The sequence below is a fragment of the Pediococcus pentosaceus genome, from assembly GCF_001437285.1.
Classification (GTDB): Bacteria; Bacillota; Bacilli; order Lactobacillales; family Lactobacillaceae; genus Pediococcus; species Pediococcus pentosaceus.
Window position 1 is genome coordinate 246,982 of record NZ_JQBF01000003.1, and the last position, 22,515, is coordinate 269,496.

Annotated in this window: 19 protein-coding genes; all 19 read left to right on the forward strand. The window is 37.7% G+C overall.

Annotation, left to right across the window (positions count from 1 at the left end):
• The first annotated feature begins 24 nt into the window (after nt 1-24).
• The 19 genes from mutS (at nt 25) to IV86_RS04810 (ending at nt 22,448) form a co-directional block, all read left to right on the forward strand.
• Nucleotides 25-2,646, forward strand: a complete 2,622-nt coding sequence (gene mutS / locus IV86_RS04720; RefSeq protein ID WP_002833730.1) for a DNA mismatch repair protein MutS — start codon at nt 25-27, stop codon at nt 2,644-2,646.
• Between the two features lie 11 nt (nt 2,647-2,657).
• A complete protein-coding gene (gene mutL, locus IV86_RS04725; protein WP_056979392.1) occupies nt 2,658-4,595 on the forward strand; it encodes a DNA mismatch repair endonuclease MutL in 1,938 nt (645 codons plus the stop codon).
• Between the two features lie 47 nt (nt 4,596-4,642).
• Nucleotides 4,643-5,230 (forward strand): Holliday junction branch migration protein RuvA, encoded by a 588-nt coding sequence (gene ruvA / locus IV86_RS04730; RefSeq protein ID WP_002833732.1) that lies wholly within the window; start codon nt 4,643-4,645, stop codon nt 5,228-5,230.
• Nucleotides 5,231-5,239: 9 nt separating this feature from the next.
• The gene (ruvB, locus tag IV86_RS04735) at nt 5,240-6,253 is read left to right on the forward strand and encodes a Holliday junction branch migration DNA helicase RuvB (protein ID WP_002833733.1); all 1,014 of its coding nucleotides are present in this window, start codon (nt 5,240-5,242) and stop codon (nt 6,251-6,253) included.
• A 10-nt stretch (nt 6,254-6,263) separates the two neighbouring features.
• Complete coding sequence (gene queA / locus IV86_RS04740) at nt 6,264-7,298, forward strand: tRNA preQ1(34) S-adenosylmethionine ribosyltransferase-isomerase QueA (RefSeq protein ID WP_056979393.1); 1,035 nt, start codon at nt 6,264-6,266, stop codon at nt 7,296-7,298.
• Nucleotides 7,299-7,321: 23 nt separating this feature from the next.
• A complete protein-coding gene (gene tgt / locus IV86_RS04745) occupies nt 7,322-8,464 on the forward strand; it encodes a tRNA guanosine(34) transglycosylase Tgt (protein WP_002833735.1) in 1,143 nt (380 codons plus the stop codon).
• A 65-nt stretch (nt 8,465-8,529) separates the two neighbouring features.
• The gene (gene yajC, locus IV86_RS04750) at nt 8,530-8,904 is read left to right on the forward strand and encodes a preprotein translocase subunit YajC (RefSeq protein ID WP_056979394.1); all 375 of its coding nucleotides are present in this window, start codon (nt 8,530-8,532) and stop codon (nt 8,902-8,904) included.
• A 110-nt stretch (nt 8,905-9,014) separates the two neighbouring features.
• The gene (zwf, locus tag IV86_RS04755) at nt 9,015-10,502 is read left to right on the forward strand and encodes a glucose-6-phosphate dehydrogenase (protein ID WP_002833737.1); all 1,488 of its coding nucleotides are present in this window, start codon (nt 9,015-9,017) and stop codon (nt 10,500-10,502) included.
• 2 nt (nt 10,503-10,504) lie between these two features.
• Entirely contained in the window at nt 10,505-11,629 is a 1,125-nt protein-coding gene (gene dinB / locus IV86_RS04760; RefSeq protein WP_002833738.1) for a DNA polymerase IV, read from the forward strand.
• 85 nt (nt 11,630-11,714) lie between these two features.
• Nucleotides 11,715-12,650, forward strand: a complete 936-nt coding sequence (locus IV86_RS04765; protein WP_011673578.1) for a DHH family phosphoesterase — start codon at nt 11,715-11,717, stop codon at nt 12,648-12,650.
• A gap of 14 nt (nt 12,651-12,664) precedes the next feature.
• Entirely contained in the window at nt 12,665-14,026 is a 1,362-nt protein-coding gene (locus IV86_RS04770; RefSeq protein ID WP_056979395.1) for a DEAD/DEAH box helicase, read from the forward strand.
• 274 nt (nt 14,027-14,300) lie between these two features.
• Nucleotides 14,301-16,946 (forward strand): alanine--tRNA ligase, encoded by a 2,646-nt coding sequence (alaS, locus tag IV86_RS04775; RefSeq protein ID WP_002834386.1) that lies wholly within the window; start codon nt 14,301-14,303, stop codon nt 16,944-16,946.
• 92 nt (nt 16,947-17,038) lie between these two features.
• Nucleotides 17,039-17,320, forward strand: coding sequence for an IreB family regulatory phosphoprotein (locus tag IV86_RS04780; protein WP_002834384.1), 282 nt, complete (start codon nt 17,039-17,041; stop codon nt 17,318-17,320).
• On the forward strand, nt 17,320-17,760 hold the full coding sequence (ruvX, locus tag IV86_RS04785) for a Holliday junction resolvase RuvX (protein WP_056979396.1): 441 nt from the start codon (nt 17,320-17,322) through the stop codon (nt 17,758-17,760). Before IV86_RS04780 ends, ruvX begins: the two co-directional genes overlap by 1 nt.
• Before the next feature lie 10 nt (nt 17,761-17,770).
• Entirely contained in the window at nt 17,771-18,058 is a 288-nt protein-coding gene (locus IV86_RS04790) for a DUF1292 domain-containing protein (protein ID WP_056979397.1), read from the forward strand.
• 86 nt (nt 18,059-18,144) lie between these two features.
• Nucleotides 18,145-20,502, forward strand: a complete 2,358-nt coding sequence (locus IV86_RS04795) for an endonuclease MutS2 (protein ID WP_029258068.1) — start codon at nt 18,145-18,147, stop codon at nt 20,500-20,502.
• Nucleotides 20,503-20,589: 87 nt separating this feature from the next.
• Nucleotides 20,590-20,901 (forward strand): thioredoxin, encoded by a 312-nt coding sequence (gene trxA / locus IV86_RS04800; protein WP_002834378.1) that lies wholly within the window; start codon nt 20,590-20,592, stop codon nt 20,899-20,901.
• A gap of 141 nt (nt 20,902-21,042) precedes the next feature.
• Nucleotides 21,043-21,840, forward strand: a complete 798-nt coding sequence (gene murI, locus IV86_RS04805; protein WP_056979398.1) for a glutamate racemase — start codon at nt 21,043-21,045, stop codon at nt 21,838-21,840.
• A gap of 11 nt (nt 21,841-21,851) precedes the next feature.
• Complete coding sequence (locus tag IV86_RS04810) at nt 21,852-22,448, forward strand: XTP/dITP diphosphatase (RefSeq protein WP_002834375.1); 597 nt, start codon at nt 21,852-21,854, stop codon at nt 22,446-22,448.
• Nucleotides 22,449-22,515 lie beyond the last annotated feature (67 nt).

Below are 22,515 nucleotides of genomic sequence, written 5' to 3' on the forward strand. Positions count from 1 at the left end.
AGAAAAAGCTGGAAGGAAAAAAGAATGCCACAAAAAACAAGTGATACGCCAATGATGCGTCAGTATATGGAAATTAAAAATCAATACCCCGATGCTTTCCTATTCTATCGAATTGGTGATTTTTATGAATTATTTTATGATGATGCGGTCAAAGGCTCCCAGCTATTGGAATTAACGCTAACAGCGCGTTCTAAAAACGCAGATGATCCGATTCCAATGTGTGGAGTTCCTCATCATGCAGCACAAAATTATATTGATATCCTTGTCGACCAAGGATACAAAGTGGCAATTTGTGAACAGATGGAAGATCCACGGACTGCTAAAGGAATGGTTAAACGTGAAGTTATCCAATTGGTTACTCCAGGTACAACAACTGATAAGAGTGCTGAGGATGCCAAAGAAAATAACTATTTGACCGCTGTTAATTTTGATTCTAAAACTAAAAAATATGGCTTTGCGTATACAGATCTTTCAACTGGTGAATTAAAAGTTGCGATTTTAGATGATTTTGATAGCGTGATTAATGAAGCAGTAGGATTACAGACCAAAGAAATAGTAACTGACGAAAGCCTTGCAGAAAGTTTTGAAGAACGTTTTAAAGAGTTAAATATTTTAGTATCTAAGCAAAGTGAAGTGGAAATCTCCGCCGAATTAAGCTATTTAATTCAAGATCTAACAAGTTCAACGGAAATAGAAGTTGTTAAGCAACTACTTACGTATGTGCAAACTACGCAGAAACGTAATTTAGCTCATATTCAAAAAGCAGTGGCATACGAACCATCTTTCTTTTTGAGAATGGACCATGCTTCCAAGTATAATTTGGAACTAACTCGTTTAATTCGTACAGGAAAAAAACAAGGAACATTACTATGGTTGTTGGACGAGACTAAAACGGCGATGGGGGGACGTTTACTGAAACAATGGTTAGATCGTCCCTTAATCCGCAAAAAAGAAATTATTAGTCGCCAAGATCGAGTTCAGGTTTTAGTAGATCATTTTTTTGAGCGTAGTAATTTACAAGAAGAGTTAACAAAAGTTTATGATTTGGAACGGCTAGCTGGTCGCGTTGCATTCGGTAGCGTGAATGGACGAGATTTAATCCAACTCAAAACATCATTACTTCAAATTCCTAAGGTACGTCATATTTTAGAGGAACTTAGTGAGCCGGTCTTTGATGATGCTTTAGAACATTTGGATCCGGTTAGTGATATTGCCGAGCTAATCCAAAATGCTATTGATGAAGATGCACCAATTTCTGTTACAGATGGAGATATTATTAAAGATGGTTACCATGCTAAGTTAGATGAGTACCGAGATGCAATGCGTAATGGTAAAAAATGGATTGCGGATTTACAGGCACAAGAAAGAGCGACAACGGGAATTAAGACATTGAAGATTGGTTATAACAAAGTTTTTGGTTACTATATCGAGGTAACCAGAGCCAATTTAGCTAATATTCCTGAAGGACGTTATGAAAGAAAACAGACTTTAACAAATGCAGAGCGATTCATTACGCCAGAATTAAAGGAAAAAGAACGGATTATTCTGGAAGCTGAACAAAAATCTACGGATTTGGAATACCAATTATTTAAAGAAATTCGGGAATTAATCAAAAAGCAAATTGAAAGATTACAAGATTTAGCTAAACAAGTGGCCGAATTAGATGTCCTACAGAGCTTTGCGGTGGTTAGTGAAAAATATCAGTTTGTTAAACCAACTATGACCAAAAATCATGCAATCGAAATTAAAGATGGCCGGCATCCCGTTGTCGAAAAAGTGATGGGACATCAGAGTTACGTTCCAAATGATATTGATATGGATGATAATACAGACATTCTCTTAATTACGGGACCCAATATGTCGGGTAAAAGTACCTATATGCGGCAACTTGCCTTAACTGTAATTATGGCTCAGATGGGATGTTTTGTAGCTGCTAGCGAAGCAACTTTGCCAATTTTTGATCAAATATTTACTCGAATTGGTGCTGCAGATGACCTAATTTCCGGACAGAGTACTTTTATGGTTGAAATGCAAGAAGCAAACCGAGCTTTGAAGGATGGAACCAGTAATAGTTTAGTTCTTTTTGATGAAATTGGTCGTGGTACAGCCACTTATGATGGAATGGCTTTAGCTCAATCTATCATTGAATTTATTCATCAAAATGTCCATGCTAAAACGCTTTTTTCGACTCACTATCACGAGTTAACTGAGCTCGATCAATCACTAGAACATCTCAAGAATGTCCATGTTGGAGCAGTGGAACAAAATGGTAATCTTGTCTTTCTTCATAAAATGGAAGACGGCCCTGCTGATAAATCATACGGAATCCATGTTGCTAAGCTAGCAGGGATGCCTGATAAACTTTTAAAACGTGCATCCGTCATTTTAGAAAAACTTGAGGCTAAAGATCAAGCTCATTCTGATGGGGTTGAGACACCAGTCTCCAAAGCAACTCCGGTTGAATCAGAGCAAACGCCAACCATGATTGAAGAACAAATGGCTTTGTTTGAAACACCTACTAAGCCGGTTAAATCAAGTCCTAAAGAAGAAGTTGCTAACCAACTGGAACAGTTAAATTTAATGGATATGACTCCCATGGAAGTTATGAATCAGTTATATAAATGGCAAAAGAAACTTCGTAAGTGAGGCGATTATTTTTGGCAGAAATACATGAGTTAAGTGAAATTTTAGCGGATCAGATTGCAGCGGGTGAAGTTGTTGAACGTCCAGCTTCAGTGGTTAAAGAATTAGTTGAAAATGCTATCGATGCTGGTAGTTCTCGAATTGATATTTTGCTTGAAGAGTCTGGGTTAAAGATGATTCGAATTATTGATAATGGTAGTGGAATTGATGCAGATCAAGTTGAGATTGCTTTTAAACGACATGCTACGAGTAAGATTTCGTCGCGTTCAGACTTATTTAAGGTGGGGACTTTGGGTTTTCGAGGGGAAGCCCTACCTAGTATTGCTTCAATTGCAGATGTTGAAATGTTGACAGCTACAACTGATGGACCGGGTAAAAAGATTCATTACCGGGGTGGCAAATTAGAAGATAGCGGTGATGCTCAAAGTCGCCAAGGTACGGATATTACTGTACGGGATCTATTTTTCAATACTCCAGCACGTTTAAAGTACTTAAAATCGCTCCAAACGGAATTATCTAAAATTACGGATATTGTCAATCGAATTGCACTAAGTTACCCAGAAGTAGCTATCTCACTACAAAATAATGAGCGTGAGCTAATGCGAACCTCAGGAAACGGAAATATTCAACAAGTTTTAGCTAACATTTATGGTGCCAAAAATGCTCAAAAAATGGTACATGTTAAAGAACAAAATATTGACTTTACGATTGATGGTTATATTAGTTTACCAGAATTCACTAGGGCAAATCGCAGCTATATCACGGTTCTAGTTAATGGACGGTATATCAAAAATTTCCAAATCAGTAAGGCTATTATTGATGGTTATGGTTCAAAATTAATGGTTGGTCGTTATCCAGTAGCAGTTTTGAATATTAAAACTGATCCAATTTTAGTAGATGTAAATGTGCATCCAACTAAACAAGAAGTGCGCATCAGTGAAGAACAGACACTGTTAGATTTAATTTCCAAAGCCGTTTTTAATGAACTTGCAGATAAAAATTTGATTCCGGATGCAGTAGACAATTTAAAAAAGTCACGTGTAAAAGTAAGTTCAAGTGAACAACTTGACTTAGCTCGGATGGCCATATCGGGTTCTTTTGGGATGGAACAGGATCATGTAACGATTCCAGATACAGATAACGACGAAGTTGAAAAAGAAGTAAATATCTCGGATCGATATGTGGAACCTGAACCAATTGTTATTAATAGTCGCCAAGATTTAAAATCTGATACCATTGCCGAATTTAAAACCAAATACGCTAACGATGCAGTAGTTAACAATGCGGTTGAAGACGGGGATCAGCCTGAATTAAAAGAGAAAGATGCCGTACAACGTTTTCCAACTTTGACTTACATTGGACAAATGCACGGAACATATTTGTTTGCCGAAGCTGAGGATGGTCTCTACATTATTGATCAACATGCAGCGCAGGAACGTATTAATTATGAATATTATCGAGTTCAAATTGGAGAGGTCAGTGATGATCAGCAGGACTTACTAGTGCCAATTTACTTAGATTATTCAACTACGGATGCTATCCGAATTAAAGAAAAGCAAACAGTCTTAGAGTCGTGTGGATTGTTTTTAGAAGAATTCGGGAAAAATACGTTTATCGTTATACATCATCCAACGTGGTTCAAAAAAGGGCAAGAGGAAGACACCGTTAAAGAAATGGTTGATTATGTTTTAAATGATAGCTCAATGACGGTAGCTAAATTTAGGGAAGCAACCGCCATCATGATGAGTTGTAAACGAGCTATTAAAGCCAATCATCATTTAGATGAACCACAAGCTAAACAATTATTAAAAGACATCGCTAAGGCTGAAAATCCATTTAATTGTCCTCATGGTCGTCCAGTACTAGTACATTTTTCAACGACAGACATGGAGAAAATGTTTAAAAGAATTCAAGATCCACACCATTCTGACTTGGTGGAAGATGAGATGTGATACAATTAACTGAATGCGAACAAACGTTTTGAAATGAGGATTTATAAATGTATGAATATTTAGATGGAGTCGTCGTTAACGTTAATCCAGCTTATATTGTTGTTGATGTCAACGGAGTTGGATTTTTAGTTAACGTGGCTAATCCATATAGTTTTGAACTAGATGCTAAACAGAAAGTTTTTGTTCATCAAGCTGTTTCAGAAAATGATCAAACTTTATATGGATTTAAAAAAGCTGAAGATAAAGAACTTTTTCTTAATTTATTAAAAGTTAAGGGGATTGGCCCGAAAAGTGCGTTGGCTATTTTAGCGAACGATGATCATACAGGGTTGATTAATGCGATTAATAATGATGATGTAAGTTATCTCAAAAAGTTCCCTAAGATTGGTCCTAAGGCTGCTCAACAAATCATTCTAGATTTGAAGGGCAAAGTGGCGGTTGAAAATGAAGTAGGAACCCTTTTTGATTTATCAACTACTTCAAACCAAGCTCTAGATGAAGCTCTAGAAGCTTTGATTGCATTAGGTTATTCTGAAAAAGAGGTTAAGAAATTAACTAAGAAATTGAGTGAACAAACTGATCGGACAACTGATCAGTATATTAGTTCGGGATTAAAATTATTGATGAAAGGATAAGACAAGTTGATGGAAGATGAACGGATTACTTCTGCGGAAGTTCAAAGTCCAGACGAAGAAAATGAAGAGTTGTCGTTAAGGCCTCAAACATTGCATCAATATATTGGTCAGGATCAGATTAAACATGAGCTTGAAGTATATATTGCCGCAGCCAAAAATCGCGAAGAAGCACTAGATCATGTTCTTTTATATGGCCCCCCTGGACTAGGGAAAACGACTTTAGCGATAGTTATTGCTAATGAAATGAACGTTCAGATTCGAACGACTAGTGGACCAGCCATTGAAAAACCGGGTGATTTAGTAGCTCTTTTGAATGAGCTACAACCTGGTGACGTTTTATTTATTGATGAAATTCATCGATTACCTAAAGTGGTGGAGGAAATGCTCTATTCAGCCATGGAAGATTTCTTTGTTGATATTGTTGTCGGACAAGGACCAACTGCACATCCAATTCATTTTCCTTTACCACCTTTCACTTTGATTGGAGCGACTACTAGAGCGGGCTTACTCTCAGCTCCATTACGAGACCGCTTTGGAATTGTTGAACATATGAATTACTATAATGAAGCGGATTTAGCTAACATTGTTCGACGCTCTGCGGGTATTTTTAACTCGCATATTGACGATCAAGGGGCGTACGAAATTGCTAGTCGCTCACGAGGAACACCGCGAATTTCGAATCGTCTGTTAAAACGAATCCGAGATTTTGCTGAAGTAGAAAATGATGGACAAATTGATCGCCAATTGGTTAGTCAGTCCTTGAAATTACTTCAAGTAGATAATCGTGGACTAGATCGGACTGATAAAAAAGTTCTAACTACTATGATCGAGCTCTATGGAGGTGGTCCGGTAGGAATTTCCACCATTGCAGCTAATATCGGTGAAGAACCAGATACTATTTCAGAAATGTATGAACCATACTTGCTTCAAATTGGATTCCTGAAAAGGACGCCTCGAGGCCGGATGGTTACAGAACGTGCCTACGAACATCTAGGCTTAATTGATCAATATATGAATAAATGAGGAATTGAAAATGACACTAACTACTGAAGATTTTAATTATGACTTACCACATGAATTAATTGCCCAAACTCCAATTAAAGAACGCGATGAATCTCGTTTACTTGTGTTAGACCACGAAACAGGAGCAATGGAAGATAAACATTTTTACGATATTATCGACCAATTAAATCCTGGTGATGCAGTCGTTATGAATAATTCACGAGTAATGCCGGCTCGTATTTACGGAATTAAGGATAAAACGGGTGGTCACTTTGAAGTTCTACTATTACACGATATTGAAGGCGACCGCTGGGAAACGCTCGTTAAACCTGCTAAACGAGCAAAAACTGGAACCAAAATTATATTTGGGGATGGTGCTTTGACAGCGACAGTCACCAAAGAATTAGAACATGGTGGACGTGAGATTGTCTTTGATTATGATGGAATTTTCATGGAAGTTTTGGAAAAGCTAGGAGAAATGCCGTTACCTCCATACATCAAAGAAAAATTAGATGATCCAGAACGTTATCAGACCGTTTATTCTAAAGAACCAGGTTCAGCAGCAGCTCCAACGGCTGGATTACACTGGACTAAAGAACTACTAGAAAAGGTTGAACAAAAGGGCATTAAATTAGTTTATTTGACATTGCATGTTGGACTAGGAACTTTCCGACCTGTGGATGAAGATAATATTGAAGATCACAAGATGCACAGTGAGTTTTATCAACTTTCTGAAGAATCAGCGGCAGCCTTGAATGAAGTGAAGAAGCAGGGTGGAAGAATTGTGGCTACGGGAACAACTTCAATTCGGACGCTTGAAACAATTGGCTCTAAGTTTAATGGAGAAATTAAAGCTGATAGTGGTTGGACGGATATTTTTATTAAACCAGGTTATGAATGGAAAGTGGTTGACGCTTTTATAACTAATTTCCATTTACCAAAATCAACTTTGGTAATGCTAGTAGCGGCCTTTACGGGAAGAGAAAATATTTTAAATGCTTACCAACATGCGATTGAAGAAAAATATCGTTTCTTTAGCTTTGGTGACGCAATGTTTATTAAATAAAGAACTATGAATGGAGAAATACATTGGAACCTGCAATTAAATACCGATTAATTAAAACCGATAAGCATACAGGAGCACGTCTAGGTGAAATAATCACCCCGCATGGTACTTTTCCAACACCGATTTTTATGCCCGTTGGAACTCAAGCAACCGTCAAAGCCATGTCACCTGAAGAACTAGAAGACTTAGGAGCAGACATTATTTTGTCGAATACCTATCATTTATGGGTGCGACCAGGTGAAGATATTGTTAAAGAAGGTGGTGGTCTTCACCAATTTATGAACTGGAAAAAGGGAATCTTAACTGATTCAGGTGGATTTCAGGTATTTTCTTTAGCGAAATTACGGGATATCACTGAAGAAGGGGTGCACTTTAAAAACGAGCTTAACGGAGCAAACATGTTCCTTTCACCGGAAAAGGCTATTCAAATTGAAAATGATCTGGGTCCAGATATCATGATGAGTTTCGATGAATGCCCGCCTTATTTTGAGAGTTATGACTATGTTAAACATTCGGTCGAAAGAACTAGCCGTTGGGCCGAACGTGGTTTGAAAGCTCATCGTAACCCAGAAACCCAAGGCCTTTTTGGGATTATTCAAGGTGCCGGTTTCGAAGATTTAAGAAGACAAAGTGCTAAAGATTTAGTTAGTATGGATTTCCCTGGATATTCAATCGGAGGACTTTCAGTAGGAGAGTCTAAAGAAGAAATGAATCGGGTGTTGGATTTCACAACGCAATTGATTCCCGAAAATAAGCCCCGTTATTTAATGGGAGTAGGTTCGCCAGATGCTTTGATTGATGGTGTTCTTCGTGGGGTAGATATGTTTGATTGTGTATTACCAACCCGCATTGCCCGAAATGGTACCTGTATGACGAGTCATGGTCGTTTAGTAGTTAAAAATGCTAAATACGCGCGTGATTTCACACCAATTGATGATAATTGTCAATGCTATACTTGTCGCAACTACACTCGGGCTTATATTCGCCATCTAATTAAGACCGACGAAACTTTTGGTCTTCGACTAACCAGTATTCATAATGTCTATTTCTTAGTTCATTTGATGAAAGATGTGCGTCAAGCTATTATGGATGATAATTTACTTGAGTTTAGACAAACCTTCTTTGAAGAATACGGATATAATAAGGAAAATAGTAAGAATTTCTAAGAGTACTGGTTTAGAAAACGTATTTTTGGTACAGTATACTTAGACGACTTTAGTGAGGTGAAAAAATGTTATTAGCAGCTGCAAATGGTGGTTTCGGAATGAGTTCAATCATTTTCTTTGTTTTAATCATTGGATTGATGTACTTCATGATGATCAGACCACAACGTAAACAACAACAAAAGCGCCAAGAAATGATGAATCAATTGAACGTTGGAGACAATGTTGTAACAATTGGTCGTCTTCATGGGGTGGTTGATTCAATTAATGAAGAGGAAAAAACTGTTACTTTAGATTGTGATGGTATTTACCTAGTTTTTGATCGTATGGCAATCATGCGGGTCGAAAAGGAGGCTCTTACGACAACTGAAACAACTGAAACTAAAGAAGAAGCTCCCGTAAAGGAAGCCGAACCTGAAGAAACAACTGAAAAAGAAGAATAATTTTTCAAACTTAGACCGCGAATTTTAATTCGTGGGTCTTTTTTTTCTTGTTTGAAGTTTTAAAATGGTAGATAATTAATCTATTGAAAAGCGAAAGCGGGGTTATAAAAATGAATCAAAAGGCTTTATTTATTATTTTTGGCGGAACAGGCGACTTAGCTTATCGAAAATTATATCCGGCGTTATTTAATTTATACGAAAAAGGATATTTAAAAGAGGGTTTTGCTGTAATTGGTACAGCACGCCGTCCGTGGTCTAACGATCACTACCATGAAGTAGTTATGAGTGCAATTGAAGACGCAGGCCGTGATTCTGGTCGGACTAACGATGACCTACCTCGCAAATTTGCAAGTCATTTCTACTATCAATCACATAATGTTGATGATGTCGATCATTATGTAGCTTTACGTAAATTAGCAGATGAATTGGATGAAAAGTATGATCTTCAAGGAAATCGTATTTTTTATTTAGCAATGGCACCAAGATTCTTTGGAACAATTGCTGGCCATCTGAAAGATCAAGCTTTACTTACAAAGGGAAATGGTTTTAACCGATTAATTATCGAAAAACCCTTCGGACGTGATTATCCCAGCGCTAAAGAATTGAACGATTCAATTTCGGGTTCCTTTAAAGAAGAACAGATTTTTAGAATTGATCATTATTTAGGTAAGGAACCGATCCAGTCAATTGCTGGATTACGGTTTGGGAATGCATTGTTCAACTCGCTTTGGAATAAAGAACATATTGATAACATTCAGATTACCCTATCTGAATCACTTGGTGTCGAAGAACGGGCTGGATACTATGAAACAGCTGGGGCAATGCGGGATATGGTCCAAAATCATATTATGCAAATTGTTTCGTTACTTACAATGGAACGGCCAGATGTTTTTGATTCAGAACATTTACGTGACAAGAAAATTGAAGCTTTGGAAAATATCCAAATGTATACCAAAGAAGAAGCTAAAAAATATTTCATTCGTGGCCAATATGGTGCAGATGAGGCTAATACACAACTTGGATACCGAGATGAAGAAGGTACGGATAATCAATCAACTGTTGAAACTTTCGTTGCCGGTAAATTAATTACACATAATCCGTCATTAGATGGTGTACCAGTTTATATTCGTACTGGGAAACGATTAACTAAAAAATCAACTCAGATTAACATTGTATTTAAAAATGATGATCAAAACATTTTTGCTAAAGACGCGTCAGAAAAATTAAAGACCAATGTTTTGACTATGCATATTGAACCTGATCAAGGGTTTACGCTAGAATTTAATACAAAGACTGGAAACCAAGGTTACAATCTTTCCCCAGTTCATTTACGTTATCGTAAGACAGCCACTGAAAAGGCTCAAATTCCAGATGCTTACGAAGGCTTGATTCGCGATGCTTTAATGGGAAATAAGACTAATTTTGCACATTGGCATGAAGTTAGCCAAGCATGGAAGATTATGGATGTAGTCCGCGAGGCTTGGGATGAAGAAGAACCCGCATTTCCAAACTATGTAAGTGGTAGTATGGGACCTGAAGCAGCTATGCAACTTCTAGCTGATGATGGACGTAAATGGGTTTTTAATCCACGCAGCTAATAATGGAAACAGAAGTTTTAACTCCGATCAACATTGATGATTCTCGTAAGATAATTCATGTTGATATGGACGCCTTTTATGCTTCAATTGAGATGCGAGATAACCCCAAGTTTAAAACCCAGCCTTTGGTGGTAGCTCATGATCCGCGCCTTACTGGAGGACATGGGGTTGTCACAACGGCAAACTATATTGCACGGCAATTTGGTGTCCATTCTGCGATGCCGGCTATGAAAGCTTTAGAACTTTGTCCAGAGGCGATTTTTAAAGATCCGGACTTCACTAAATATCGTGCAGTTTCGGAACAAATTCATCAAATTTTTCACGAGTATACCGATAAGATTGAACCCGTTGCCTTTGATGAGGCCTATTTAGATGTTTCAGAAGATAAAAAGGGGCTTGGTGACGCTGTGTTGATTGCTCATGAAATTCAGAAAGTTATCTTTAATGAAACCCAATTAACCTGCTCTACGGGAATTTCATACAATAAATTTCTGGCTAAAATGGCTTCCGAATATTCCAAGCCAGTAGGTGTGGCAATCATCGAAAAGGATGACGTTGCTGAGTTTCTAAAGAATATTCCAATCGAACGGTTTAGAGGGGTTGGCAAAAAAACAGTGCCTAAAATGCACGAGCTAGGTGTTTTTCAAGGTGCGGATTTAATCAAGATGTCTGAAAATGATTTAATTCATTACTTTGGAAAATTTGGGTACACCTTGTTTCGTTGGGTTCGCGGGCAAGATGATCGCCCAGTCGAATACTTGCGTGAGAGAAAATCAATTGGCAAAGAAGAAACGTATGGAAAATTGCTCACCACTGAGATGGAGGTTGAAGAGCGACTTCGGGTAATTGCTAAGAATCTACTTCGCGCAGTTTTGAAAAGACAGAAACACGGCAAAACCATTGTATTGAAACTAAGATATGGTGATTTTGAAACGTTAACTAAACGAATCACATTGGACGAATTTTTCCAAAATGATGTTGAAACCTATTATTTTTATGCTAAACAGATTTTGGATGAAATTGCTGATATTTCGCGGGGGATTCGCTTATTAGGGATTACACTAACCAACTTAACGGATCAAAATTTTCAAGAAGTTTCTTTACCACTGTTTAAGCACTCAGAGTGATTTTGTGATATGCTTAAGAGCGCTAATAATAAAGTATTAAACTTATATTGATAAAAATTTAATGAGTAGGATAAATGAGGCTGTAATGGACACACTTGAAAAAATTTTAGAACAAATCAAAAAATATAACCGAATTATTATTCATCGTCATCAACGTCCCGATCCCGATGCCATTGGATCACAAGTTGGACTCGCCAAAATTTTACAAGCATCTTTTCCCCATAAACAAATCAAAGTGGTTGGAAAACAAATCGATGGTTTGAGTTGGTTGGGTAACATGGATGAAATTGAAGGTGATTTCTTCGATGATGCATTGGTAATTGTGATTGATACGGCCAATTCACCAAGAATTGACGATCGTCGCTTTGAGAACGGGGCGTTCCTAATTAAAATCGATCATCATCCGAATGATGACCCATTTGGCGATTTGATGTGGGTAAAAGAAGAAGCATCAAGTAGTTCAGAATTAGTTTTTGATTTCTATAATCGCTTCAAGGACCAATTAACGCTGACAGCAGACGCGGCTAGAGATCTCTATGCGGGAATCGTGGGAGATACTGGACGCTTTATGTATGCAGCTACTAGTGCACATACGCATAGTGTAGTAGCTGGTTTAATGGAAACTGGCTTTGACATGGTAGCTGTTAATCAGACGTTAGACGAAATACCAGAATCAGTAGCTCATTTATCATCATACGTATATGACAACCTTCAAATTAAGGCTAATGGGGCTGCCCATATTGTTTTAAGTAAAGAAGCTTTGGATAAGTTTGATTTGAAGGACGCTGGAACAGCTGGAATTGTTTCACTACCAGGTCATATTACAACGGTTAAATGCTGGGCAATTTTTGTTGAACAAGATGATCACTCTTACCGTGTTCGACTTCGTTCAAAGGGTCCAGTGATCAACGAACTTGCAAAGAAACACGACGGCGGTGGTCATCCATTAGCTAGTGGTGCGAAGGCAGCTAACATTGAAGAAGTTAACCAAATTGTAAGTGAATTAGATCAATTGGTTTAGACAAGGAGTATTTAATGAACGAATTTCAGAAGTTTAATCTAAAACCATTTTTAATGACGGCTTTAGATGAGATTAATTTTAAGACACCTACCCCTGTACAGGATAAAGTGATTCCACTTATTGCTGATGGAAAGAGTGTTGTCGGACAATCTCAAACGGGGAGTGGTAAAACCCATGCTTTTCTTTTACCAATTTTTAACAATATCGATCCAGAATTAAATGCAATTCAAGCAGTAATTACGACACCTAGTCGTGAATTGGCTTATCAAATTTATGAAGATGCTAAGCAATTAGCCTCAGCTTCAGAAGTTAAGATTGAAATTGGCAATTACGTTGGTGGAACTGATAAGAAACGTCAAGTTGAAAAATTAGGACATCATCAACCAGCTATCATCATTGGTACACCAGGACGAGTTTTGGACTTGTTAAAGGAACGGGCCTTGAACTTCCGTCAAGTGAAGTATATGGTTATTGACGAAGCTGATATGACCTTAGATATGGGATTTTTAAACGCGGTAGATCAAATTGCTGCTGCAATGCCATCTAAGCTGCAAATTTTGGTTTTCTCAGCTACCATTCCACAACGGCTAAATGTATTTTTGAAGAAGTATATGGATCATCCGGTAATTGAAGAGATTCCTACCGAAACAACTATTAGCCCTACCATCAAGAATATCTTGATTTCAACTAAGAGTTCTGGCAAAAATAATTTAATTTATAAATTATTGACTATGGGAGAGCCCTATCTAGCTTTAGTTTTCACCAACACTAAGGAACGTGCTGATGAGTTGACCGATTATCTTAAAGCTCAGGGACTCGATGTTGCTAAAATTCATGGTGGTATCCAACCACGTGAACGTAAACGAATTATGAAGGATATTCATCGTCTTCGTTATCAATACGTTGTAGCAACTGATTTGGCTGCTCGTGGAATCGATATTGATGGAGTTTCACTAGTAATTAATGATGATATTCCGACAGACCTTGAATTCTTTATCCATCGAGTGGGTCGTACTGGTCGAAATGGTATGTCAGGAACCGCAATCACCTTATATATGCCAAACGAAGAAGACAAAGTAGCTGATGTCGAAAAGATGGGAATTACATTCTTACCTCAACAGATTCGAAACAACGAATTAGTTGATACGTACGATCGTGATCGTCGTCAGACGCGTCGTCTGAGTCAAAAGAAGCTTGACCCAACCATGATTGGGATGGTTAAGAAAAAGAAGAAAAAGGTTAAACCAGGTTACAAGCGTCGAATTCGCAAAGCAATTTCAGAAAAAGAAATTCGTGATCGTCGTATGGAACAACATCAAGCAGCTCGTGAAGCCAAAAAGGCTAAGATAAAACAATCACGAAATAAGCGAAGATAAATTGACATTTTAAAGTTGATTTTCTATAATTAGCTGTAATATTTTTAAAATCATTTGAGATATGTAGGAGCTAACCCCTTAGTGCAAGAGACATTCTGGCTGGTGTGAAGGGTGAAGGGAAGCTTCTATGCTACTCAAGTTAATGAATCGTTTTCTCAGCGTTAATGAGACTTAAGAGGTATACGATTAAACATCGTTGCAAGTAAAGTGGTACCGCGCAGTCGCGTCTTTATTATTTTACATGCAATGGTGTTTTTTATTTTAGGAGGAAATAATGGAAAGAAAGTCAAGTAGTGAAATTCGTCGAATGTATTTAGATTTTTTCAAGAGTAAAGGTCACATCATTGAACCCAGTGCCTCATTAGTACCGCAAGATGATCCAACTTTGTTATGGATTAATTCTGGGGTTGCTACCATGAAAAAGTACTTTGATGGAAGTGTGGTTCCTGAAGTACCTCGTCTAACAAGTTCACAAAAAAGTATTCGAACAAATGATATTGAAAATGTGGGTCATACGGCTCGTCACCATACTTTGTTTGAAATGTTGGGTAACTTTTCAGTAGGAGATTATTTTAAAGAAGAAGCTATTCATTGGGCTTGGGAATTGCTAACGTCCAAAGAATGGTATGGCATGGACCCAGAAAAATTGTATGTTACCGTCTATCCTAAGGATGAAGAAGCTAAAAAAATATGGTTAGAAACACCAATTGATCCTAGCCATATTGTGGAAGTGGAAGACAATTTCTGGGATATCGGTGAGGGTCCTAGTGGTCCTGATTCAGAAATTTTCTATGATCGCGGTGAAGCATTTAATAATCTTGAAGATGACGATCCAGAGAATTATCCTGGTGGAGAAAATGAACGCTGGCTTGAAATTTGGAATATTGTATTTTCACAATTTAACCATAAGCCAGATGGAACTTATGAACCACTTCCACATAAAAATATTGATACGGGGATGGGATTAGAACGAGTTGTTTCTGTTTTCCAAGATGCTCCCACTAACTTTGAAACAGATTTATTCTTACCAATTATCCATGAAGTTGAAAAACTTAGTGGTAAAAAGTATGGAGAAAATAAAGAAAGTGATATCTCATTTAAGGTAATTGCTGACCATGCACGGGCTATTACGTTTGCTATTGGTGATGGAGCTATTCCTTCTAATGAGGGACGTGGATACGTTATTCGTCGCTTATTACGTCGTGCGGTTATGCATGGTAAACAACTGGGGGTAAATGAAACCTTCCTTTACAAGATGGTTCCAGTTGTAGGCGAAATTATGAAGGATTACTATCCAGAAGTGTTGGCTGATCAGGATTATATTGCCAAAGTTATTAAATCTGAAGAAGATCGTTTTAGCGAAACACTTACAGACGGACTAGAACTTTTAAATACAATTATTGATGAAACTAAGACTAAGGGCTCCGACACAATTTCTGGATTTGATGCCTTTCGTTTGTTCGATACTTATGGTTTCCCACTAGAACTAGCTAAAGAATATGCTAGTGATAAGGGGCTCAAAGTTGACGAAGCAGGCTTTGAAGATGAAATGCAGAAGCAAAAAGAACGTGCCCGTTCGGCTCGATCAACAGAAAAATCAATGGGAGTTCAATCTGATTTATTAACGGATTTAAAGACTGAAAGTAAATATGTTGGTTATGATACTCTTCGAGTTGATAATGCAATCCTTGAAAATGTAATTCAGGATGGGAAATTAACAGATATTGTAGAACCGGGTGAAGCCCGCGTCTTATTTAATATCACACCTTTCTATGCTGAAATGGGTGGACAAGTTGCGGATCAAGGTGAAATTAGGGATGCCAATGGCGAAATTGTGGCGGAAGTGATTGATGTTCAACATGCACCTAATGGTCAAAACTTGCATACTATTAAAGCTTTAAAGAAGATGCACAGCGGAGCAGCTTATACATTAGAAGTTAACCGAGCTTTCCATTTGAAAGTTGAAAAGAACCATACAGCCACTCATTTATTAGACCAAGCGCTACGTGATATTTTGGGCGATCATACACAACAAGCAGGTTCGTTAGTTGAACCAGGTTATTTACGTTTTGATTTTACGCATTTTGGACAAGTAACTAACGAAGACTTGGATCGGGTCGAAAAAATTATTAACGAAAAAATTTATGATGAAATTCCAGTAACAACGGTTGAAACGGACCTTGAAACTGGTAAGAAGATGGGCGCCATCGCCTTGTTTAATGATAAATATGGTAAAAAGGTACGCGTTGTTGGTATTGGCGATTATTCAAAAGAATTTTGTGGGGGGACCCATGTCAAGAATACTAATGAAATTGGACTCTTTAAGATCGTTTCAGAATCCGGTGTGGGAGCTGGCGTTCGCCGAATTGAAGCTGTAACTTCACAGGCCGCACTTGAATTCTTAAATACTGAAGAAAACCTTTTGAAGCAAACAGCTGGTCTTTTGAAGAGTGCTCAATTAAAAGATGTTCCTACTAAGACTGAACAACTTCAATCAAATGTTAAAGCATTGACACAAAAAATTAGCCAATTAGAAGCTAAGATTGCTAAATCCCAAGCTGCTAATATCGGCGATGAAATGGTGGAAATTAACGGAGTGCGTTTAATTGCTGCTGATGTTCAAGTTTCAGGAATGGATCAATTACGTCAAATGGCTGATGATTGGAAAAATAAAGATCAATCCGATGTCCTAGTCTTAGCTGCTAAGATTGGTGAAAAGGCTAATTTAATTGCTGCTGTCAAAGATGATTTTGTTAAAAAAGGTCTTAAAGCAGGAGATTTAATCAAAGCAATCGCGCCTAAAGTAAACGGTGGCGGTGGTGGACGTCCGAACATGGCTCAGGCCGGTGGTTCTAATCCGGATAATATCAAGGCTGCTTTGCAAGCCGCTCGAGAATGGCTAGAAAGTCAAAATGGATAATATTACGAGTTAGTTACGAGAAGCTCCATTCATTGTGATTTAGGTGCTAATAAAGTAAAATTAGGACTAGTATGTGAAGAGGGGTGCTAACAGTGGGAAAACTTGATGAAACAATGTTCTTTGACTTTGGCGATAATAAGCAAAACGATGTCAGAGAAACTTTAAAAACAGTCTACGATGCTCTTGAAGAGAAGGGATATAACCCTATTGATCAGATCGTTGGTTATTTAATTTCAGGTGATCCGGCATACATTCCACGGTTGAATGATGCTCGTAATTTGATTCGGAAACATCAGCGCGATGAGATTATCGAAGAACTCGTTCGATACTATCTATCTGAACAAATCGCTGATAGCAAAAAGGAAGAAAATTAATGAGATTAATGGGAATGGATGTCGGTTCAAGAACAGTCGGAATTTCAGTTAGTGATCAGTTAGGATGGACTGCTCAAGGTGTCGAGATTGTTCCAATCAATGAAGATGAAGAAATCTTCGGGATTGAACGCGTTAAAGAATTAGTAAAAGAATATGATGTTGTAGGTTTCGTATTAGGCTTGCCTAAAAATATGAATAACACTGAGGGACCAAGAGTTGAAGCAGCACGTAACTATGGTAAGTTATTGGAAGAAACTTTTGGATTACCCATCGATTTTCAAGATGAACGGCTAACGACTGTGGAAGCTGAGCGCATGTTGATTGAGAAAGCAGATACTTCTCGTTCAAAGCGAAAAAAAGTGATTGATAAATTAGCAGCTAGCCTGATTTTAGAAAACTACTTAAACGGACATGGAAAATTAATCGATAGATTAAAGTGAGGACAAGCATATGGATAACGAAGAACAAAAAATTACACTTGTTGACGAACACGGAAATGAAGAATTGTATAACGTACTATTTACGTTTGATTCAGAGGACTATGGTCGTTCATACGTCTTACTTTACCCATCAGAAGCAGAAGCAGATGAAGAGGTTGATATTCAAGCTTATGCCTTTATGCCTGATGAAAATCACGACTTAGGTGAAGGGGAATTGATTCCAATTGAATCTGATGAAGAATGGGATATGATCGAAGAAGTCTTGAATACATTCCTTGGTGATCAAGACCAAGATTAATTTCCTAGAAACGGTCCTTGTTTGACGATGAGATATTATCTATCGGCGAGCGGGCCGTTTTTGATTTGAAATGAAATGAGATTGATATGAATAAGAAAATTTTAGATGTTTTAGAGTATGACAAGATTAAACAATCTATTCGGCAGTTTATAGCTACTGAAAATGGAACAAAAGAGTTACGTGAGCTAGTACCAAGTAGCGATGAAACTGAAGTACGAAACGCCTTAAAACAAACACTAGATGCGGTTAATATTTATCGTTTAAAGAATGGTATTCCAGTTCCGCGGCTTGAAGATGTGACAGAGGCACTTCAACGTTTGAAGATTGATGCTGCTTTAAACGGTCAAGAATTAGCTCAAATTGGTAGAATTCTAAGAGCTACACGAACGGTAATTAACTTTTTCGATGATTTAGAAAATGAAGAAATTGAAATCATTGCACTAGATCAAGTGATTGAGCAACTAGTAACTATTCCTGAAGTTGAAGAACGTTTAAGTAATTCAATTGAAGGAAACGGTCATTTGTTGAATTCCGCTTCAAGCGAACTAAGACGGATTCGTGCTTCCATTACCCGTATCGAGAGTGATGTGCGTTCACGAATGGAAAAATTCACACGTGGAAATAATGTTAAGTATTTAAGTGAACCAATCGTGACTATCCGAAACGAACGCTATGTTATTCCAGTTCGTGTTGAATATCGTTCTAAATTTGGTGGAGTAGTCCATGATCAAAGTTCATCAGGACAAACATTATACGTTGAACCTGAATCAGTAGTGGATTTGAATAATGAATTACGACAAAACCAAGTAGCAGAAGTCCATGAAGAGCAACGCATCTTACAAGAACTTAGTGCATTAGTAGCTCCTTACACAGATACATTAAAAGATAATAGTCGCATTTTGGGCCATTTAGATTTACTAAATGCTAAGGCCCAGTATGCTCATCAACTAAAAGCAACTGAACCGCAAATTTCAGCGTCCAATGAAATTAACCTACGAGAAGCAAGGCATCCTTTGATTGACCAAAAAAAGGTAGTTTCCAACGATATTAGACTAGGTGGAGAGTATGAGACACTCGTGATTACTGGACCTAATACCGGTGGTAAGACCATCACCTTAAAAACGGTGGGACTCCTTCAATTAATGGCACAGTCGGGAATGTTTATTCCAGCTAATGAGAATAGTACGGTTCGGATTTTTGAGGAAATATTTGCTGATATTGGGGATGAGCAATCCATCGAACAAAATTTGAGTACGTTCTCTTCCCATATGGATAATACAATTCGAATTTTAGGCAATTTAAATGAACGTTCCTTGGCATTATTTGATGAATTGGGTGCCGGAACAGATCCTAAAGAAGGGGCTGCACTTGCGATTGCTATTTTAGATAAAGTTCGCAGCACGGGGGCTGTTTCAATGACTACCACCCATTATCCAGAATTAAAGACTTATGGATATGAAAGAATGGGTACCATTAATGCTAGTATGGAATTCGATGTTGATACCTTGCAGCCTACCTATAAGTTATTATTAGGAATTCCTGGTCAGAGTAACGCTTTTGAAATTTCAAAACGTTTAGGTTTAGATAGTGATATCATCAGTCAAGCTCGGGGGCTAGTTGACCAAGATAGCCAAGATTTGAACAATATGATTAAAGATTTAACGACTCGTCAAAAACGAGCTCAAAAAATTAATCAACAAGCTGTGGAATTACTTAAACAAGCCGAGGAGTACCACCAAACCTTGGTCAAGGGAGTCGATAGCCTAAATTCGCAACGGAGCAATTTAATAGAGAGTGCTAAAGAAGATGCAAACCGAATTGTGAATGATAGTCAGGCCGAAGCAGACCGCATTATTAAACGTCTACGTAAGTTAGAACATTCCACAGGAAGTTTTAAGGAAAATGATTTAATCGACGCTAAAAGTAAAATTAACGCCCTTCATCAGGATACTAACCTTAAACGTAATAAAGTTTTACGACGCGCTAAAGAAGCTCAAAAATTCCATGAAAATGATGAAGTAGTGGTCTTAACTTATGGACAACGTGGGGAACTTCTTCGGCAAGTTGATAAAAAACATTGGGAAGTCCAAATGGGAATTATGAAAATGAAGGTTGCCGTTGATGAACTGGAAAAAGTTAAACCGGATAAGACGGTCAAGCGACGAGTTCATAACTCAGTTCAAAGAACGGCTTCTGCGGGAGTTAAAACAACCTTAGATTTACGTGGAAAACGTTATGAAGAAGCACTGACTGAAACCGATCGCTACATTGATGCTGCTTTGTTAGCAGGTTATGACGAGGTAACGATTGTTCATGGAAAAGGAACTGGGGCACTTAGAAGTGGGATTACCAAGTATCTTAAGAATAATCGTCGAATTAAAGCTTTTGAATACGCACCTGCGAATGCTGGTGGAAATGGTGCCACGATTGTTCATTTTAAATAATCCTTATAAAATGTAAGCTAATTATTTCATTTGCTACGCAAAGACTGGTATAGTTAACGTAACAAATTGTGAAAGAGGGTAATTAGAATGGTTGAAGCTATTACAGATGCAAATTTTGAAGAAAAAACAAATACTGGCGTAACACTAACTGATTTTTGGGCTACATGGTGTGGACCTTGTCGGATGCAATCACCTGTAGTTGAACAACTTGCTGATGAAATGGGCGATAAAGTTTCATTTTCTAAGATGGATGTTGATCAAAACCCTGAAACAGCAAGAAACTTTGGAATTATGAGTATCCCAACACTCTTGGTAAAAAAAGACGGAGCAGTGGTTGATTCAATCGTGGGATACCATTCTAAAGAACAATTAGCTAAGATTTTAGACCAATACATTTAATTAAATTGAGGTTAAGTAGAAACCAATTTATCAATAATTGGTTTCTTTTTTTATAGAGTTAGGTGGGTAACATGCTCCCTTTTTTTACTGAAATTTAGTATTATGGATGTATGTATAATTTTATTTAGTGGGGGAATTAAAATGGATAATAGTCCAATTGGTTTTATGGATTCAGGCGTCGGTGGTCTGACAGTTGTCAAAACAGCTCAAAAACTGTTACCTAATGAAGAAATTATCTTTATTGGAGATGAAGCAAGAATGCCGTATGGTCCTCGTCCCACAGCAGAAGTCGTTGAATTTTCACGACAGATGGCGTCATTTTTAATAACTAAAAATATTAAGGCGCTAGTGATTGCATGTAATACTGCGACCAACGCGGCGTTAGCGGTTTTACAAGCTGAATTACCCATCCCAGTAATTGGGGTGATTTTACCTGGCGCAATTGCAGCTAATAGGCAAACTAAAAATCAAAAAATTGGAGTTATTGCTACACTAGGCACAATTAAATCTGAGGCTTACCCAAAGGCTTTAGCTGAAATTAATACCAAATTACGCGCTTATCCGGTAGCATGCCAAGAATTTGTAGAAATTGCTGAAAAAAATGAACTTCATACAACGGCAGCTCAAAAAGTTATGAATGAAAAACTAGCTGAGTTTAGGCAAGATCAAATTGATACTTTGATTTTAGGCTGCACTCATTTTCCGCTTTTAGAAGAAGGTATCCAAGCAGCCGTTGGGCCTGATGTTACTTTAGTAGATCCAGGAGTGGAGACCGTTCACCAATTAATTGAAATTTTAACAAAACAAGCGCTTCAACATGCAGAAGGTCCTAAAGCGCAGGATCAATATTATTCAACGGGTAATATTAAGAATTTTGAAGAAATAGCGCGGACATTCTTAAATCAAGATCTAAGAGTTGAAGAAGTTAAAATTGACTAGGAGAAATTAGAATGAATAATGAAATTTTGATTGCCACGAAAAATGATGGAAAATTAAAAGAATTTAAACAAATTTTTGAACAAAAGGGCATTGTTGTAAAATCGCTGAAAGATATTAATGATGACGTTGAAATAGTTGAAAATGGCTTGTCGTTTGAAGAAAATGCCCGTTTAAAAGCAGACGGATACGCTAAATCAATTGGTATTCCAGTCCTTGCCGATGATTCAGGTTTGGAAATCGATGCTTTGAATGGACGCCCAGGAATTTTTTCGGCGCGTTACGCCGGTGATCACAATGATGCAGCTAACAATGCCAAAGTTCTTAGCGAATTGGGTGGCATTCCAGATGAAAAACGTACAGCAACGTTTCATTCAACCGTAGTTGTGCGCAAACCAGACGGAAGTGAGTTAGTGGCAAATGGAAATCTACGAGGACGAATTCTTGCTGTTCCGCGCGGTGACAACGGCTTTGGTTATGATCCTTTATTTTTTGTGGAAGCAAAGAATAAAACTTTAGCTGAAATGACGCGTGAAGAGAAAAATAAAATTAGCCATCGTGCATTAGCAATTGAAGATTTATTAGTAAACTTTGATAAATTCTGGGAATAAATAAAAAAGTATGCCATCAACATTGAACCCGTAGTAGAGTGAATTGGATCTAACTTTGGGTGATTAT

Bases quoted from the DNA above. Each gene is read 5' to 3' on its own strand.
- trxA (WP_002834378.1), top strand. From the start codon at position 20,590: ATGGTTGAAGCTATTACAGATGCAAATTTTGAAGAAAAAACAAATACT.
- ruvB (WP_002833733.1), top strand. From the start codon at position 5,240: ATGGAAGATGAACGGATTACTTCTGCGGAAGTTCAAAGTCCAGACGAA.
- queA (WP_056979393.1), top strand. From the start codon at position 6,264: ATGACACTAACTACTGAAGATTTTAATTATGACTTACCACATGAATTA.
- zwf (WP_002833737.1), top strand. From the start codon at position 9,015: ATGAATCAAAAGGCTTTATTTATTATTTTTGGCGGAACAGGCGACTTA.
- IV86_RS04795 (WP_029258068.1), top strand. From the start codon at position 18,145: ATGAATAAGAAAATTTTAGATGTTTTAGAGTATGACAAGATTAAACAA.
- ruvX (WP_056979396.1), top strand. From the start codon at position 17,320: ATGAGATTAATGGGAATGGATGTCGGTTCAAGAACAGTCGGAATTTCA.
- yajC (WP_056979394.1), top strand. From the start codon at position 8,530: ATGTTATTAGCAGCTGCAAATGGTGGTTTCGGAATGAGTTCAATCATT.
- dinB (WP_002833738.1), top strand. From the start codon at position 10,505: ATGGAAACAGAAGTTTTAACTCCGATCAACATTGATGATTCTCGTAAG.
- IV86_RS04810 (WP_002834375.1), top strand. From the start codon at position 21,852: ATGAATAATGAAATTTTGATTGCCACGAAAAATGATGGAAAATTAAAA.
- alaS (WP_002834386.1), top strand. From the start codon at position 14,301: ATGGAAAGAAAGTCAAGTAGTGAAATTCGTCGAATGTATTTAGATTTT.
- murI (WP_056979398.1), top strand. From the start codon at position 21,043: ATGGATAATAGTCCAATTGGTTTTATGGATTCAGGCGTCGGTGGTCTG.
- IV86_RS04765 (WP_011673578.1), top strand. From the start codon at position 11,715: ATGGACACACTTGAAAAAATTTTAGAACAAATCAAAAAATATAACCGA.
- ruvA (WP_002833732.1), top strand. From the start codon at position 4,643: ATGTATGAATATTTAGATGGAGTCGTCGTTAACGTTAATCCAGCTTAT.
- IV86_RS04770 (WP_056979395.1), top strand. From the start codon at position 12,665: ATGAACGAATTTCAGAAGTTTAATCTAAAACCATTTTTAATGACGGCT.
- IV86_RS04790 (WP_056979397.1), top strand. From the start codon at position 17,771: ATGGATAACGAAGAACAAAAAATTACACTTGTTGACGAACACGGAAAT.
- mutS (WP_002833730.1), top strand. From the start codon at position 25: ATGCCACAAAAAACAAGTGATACGCCAATGATGCGTCAGTATATGGAA.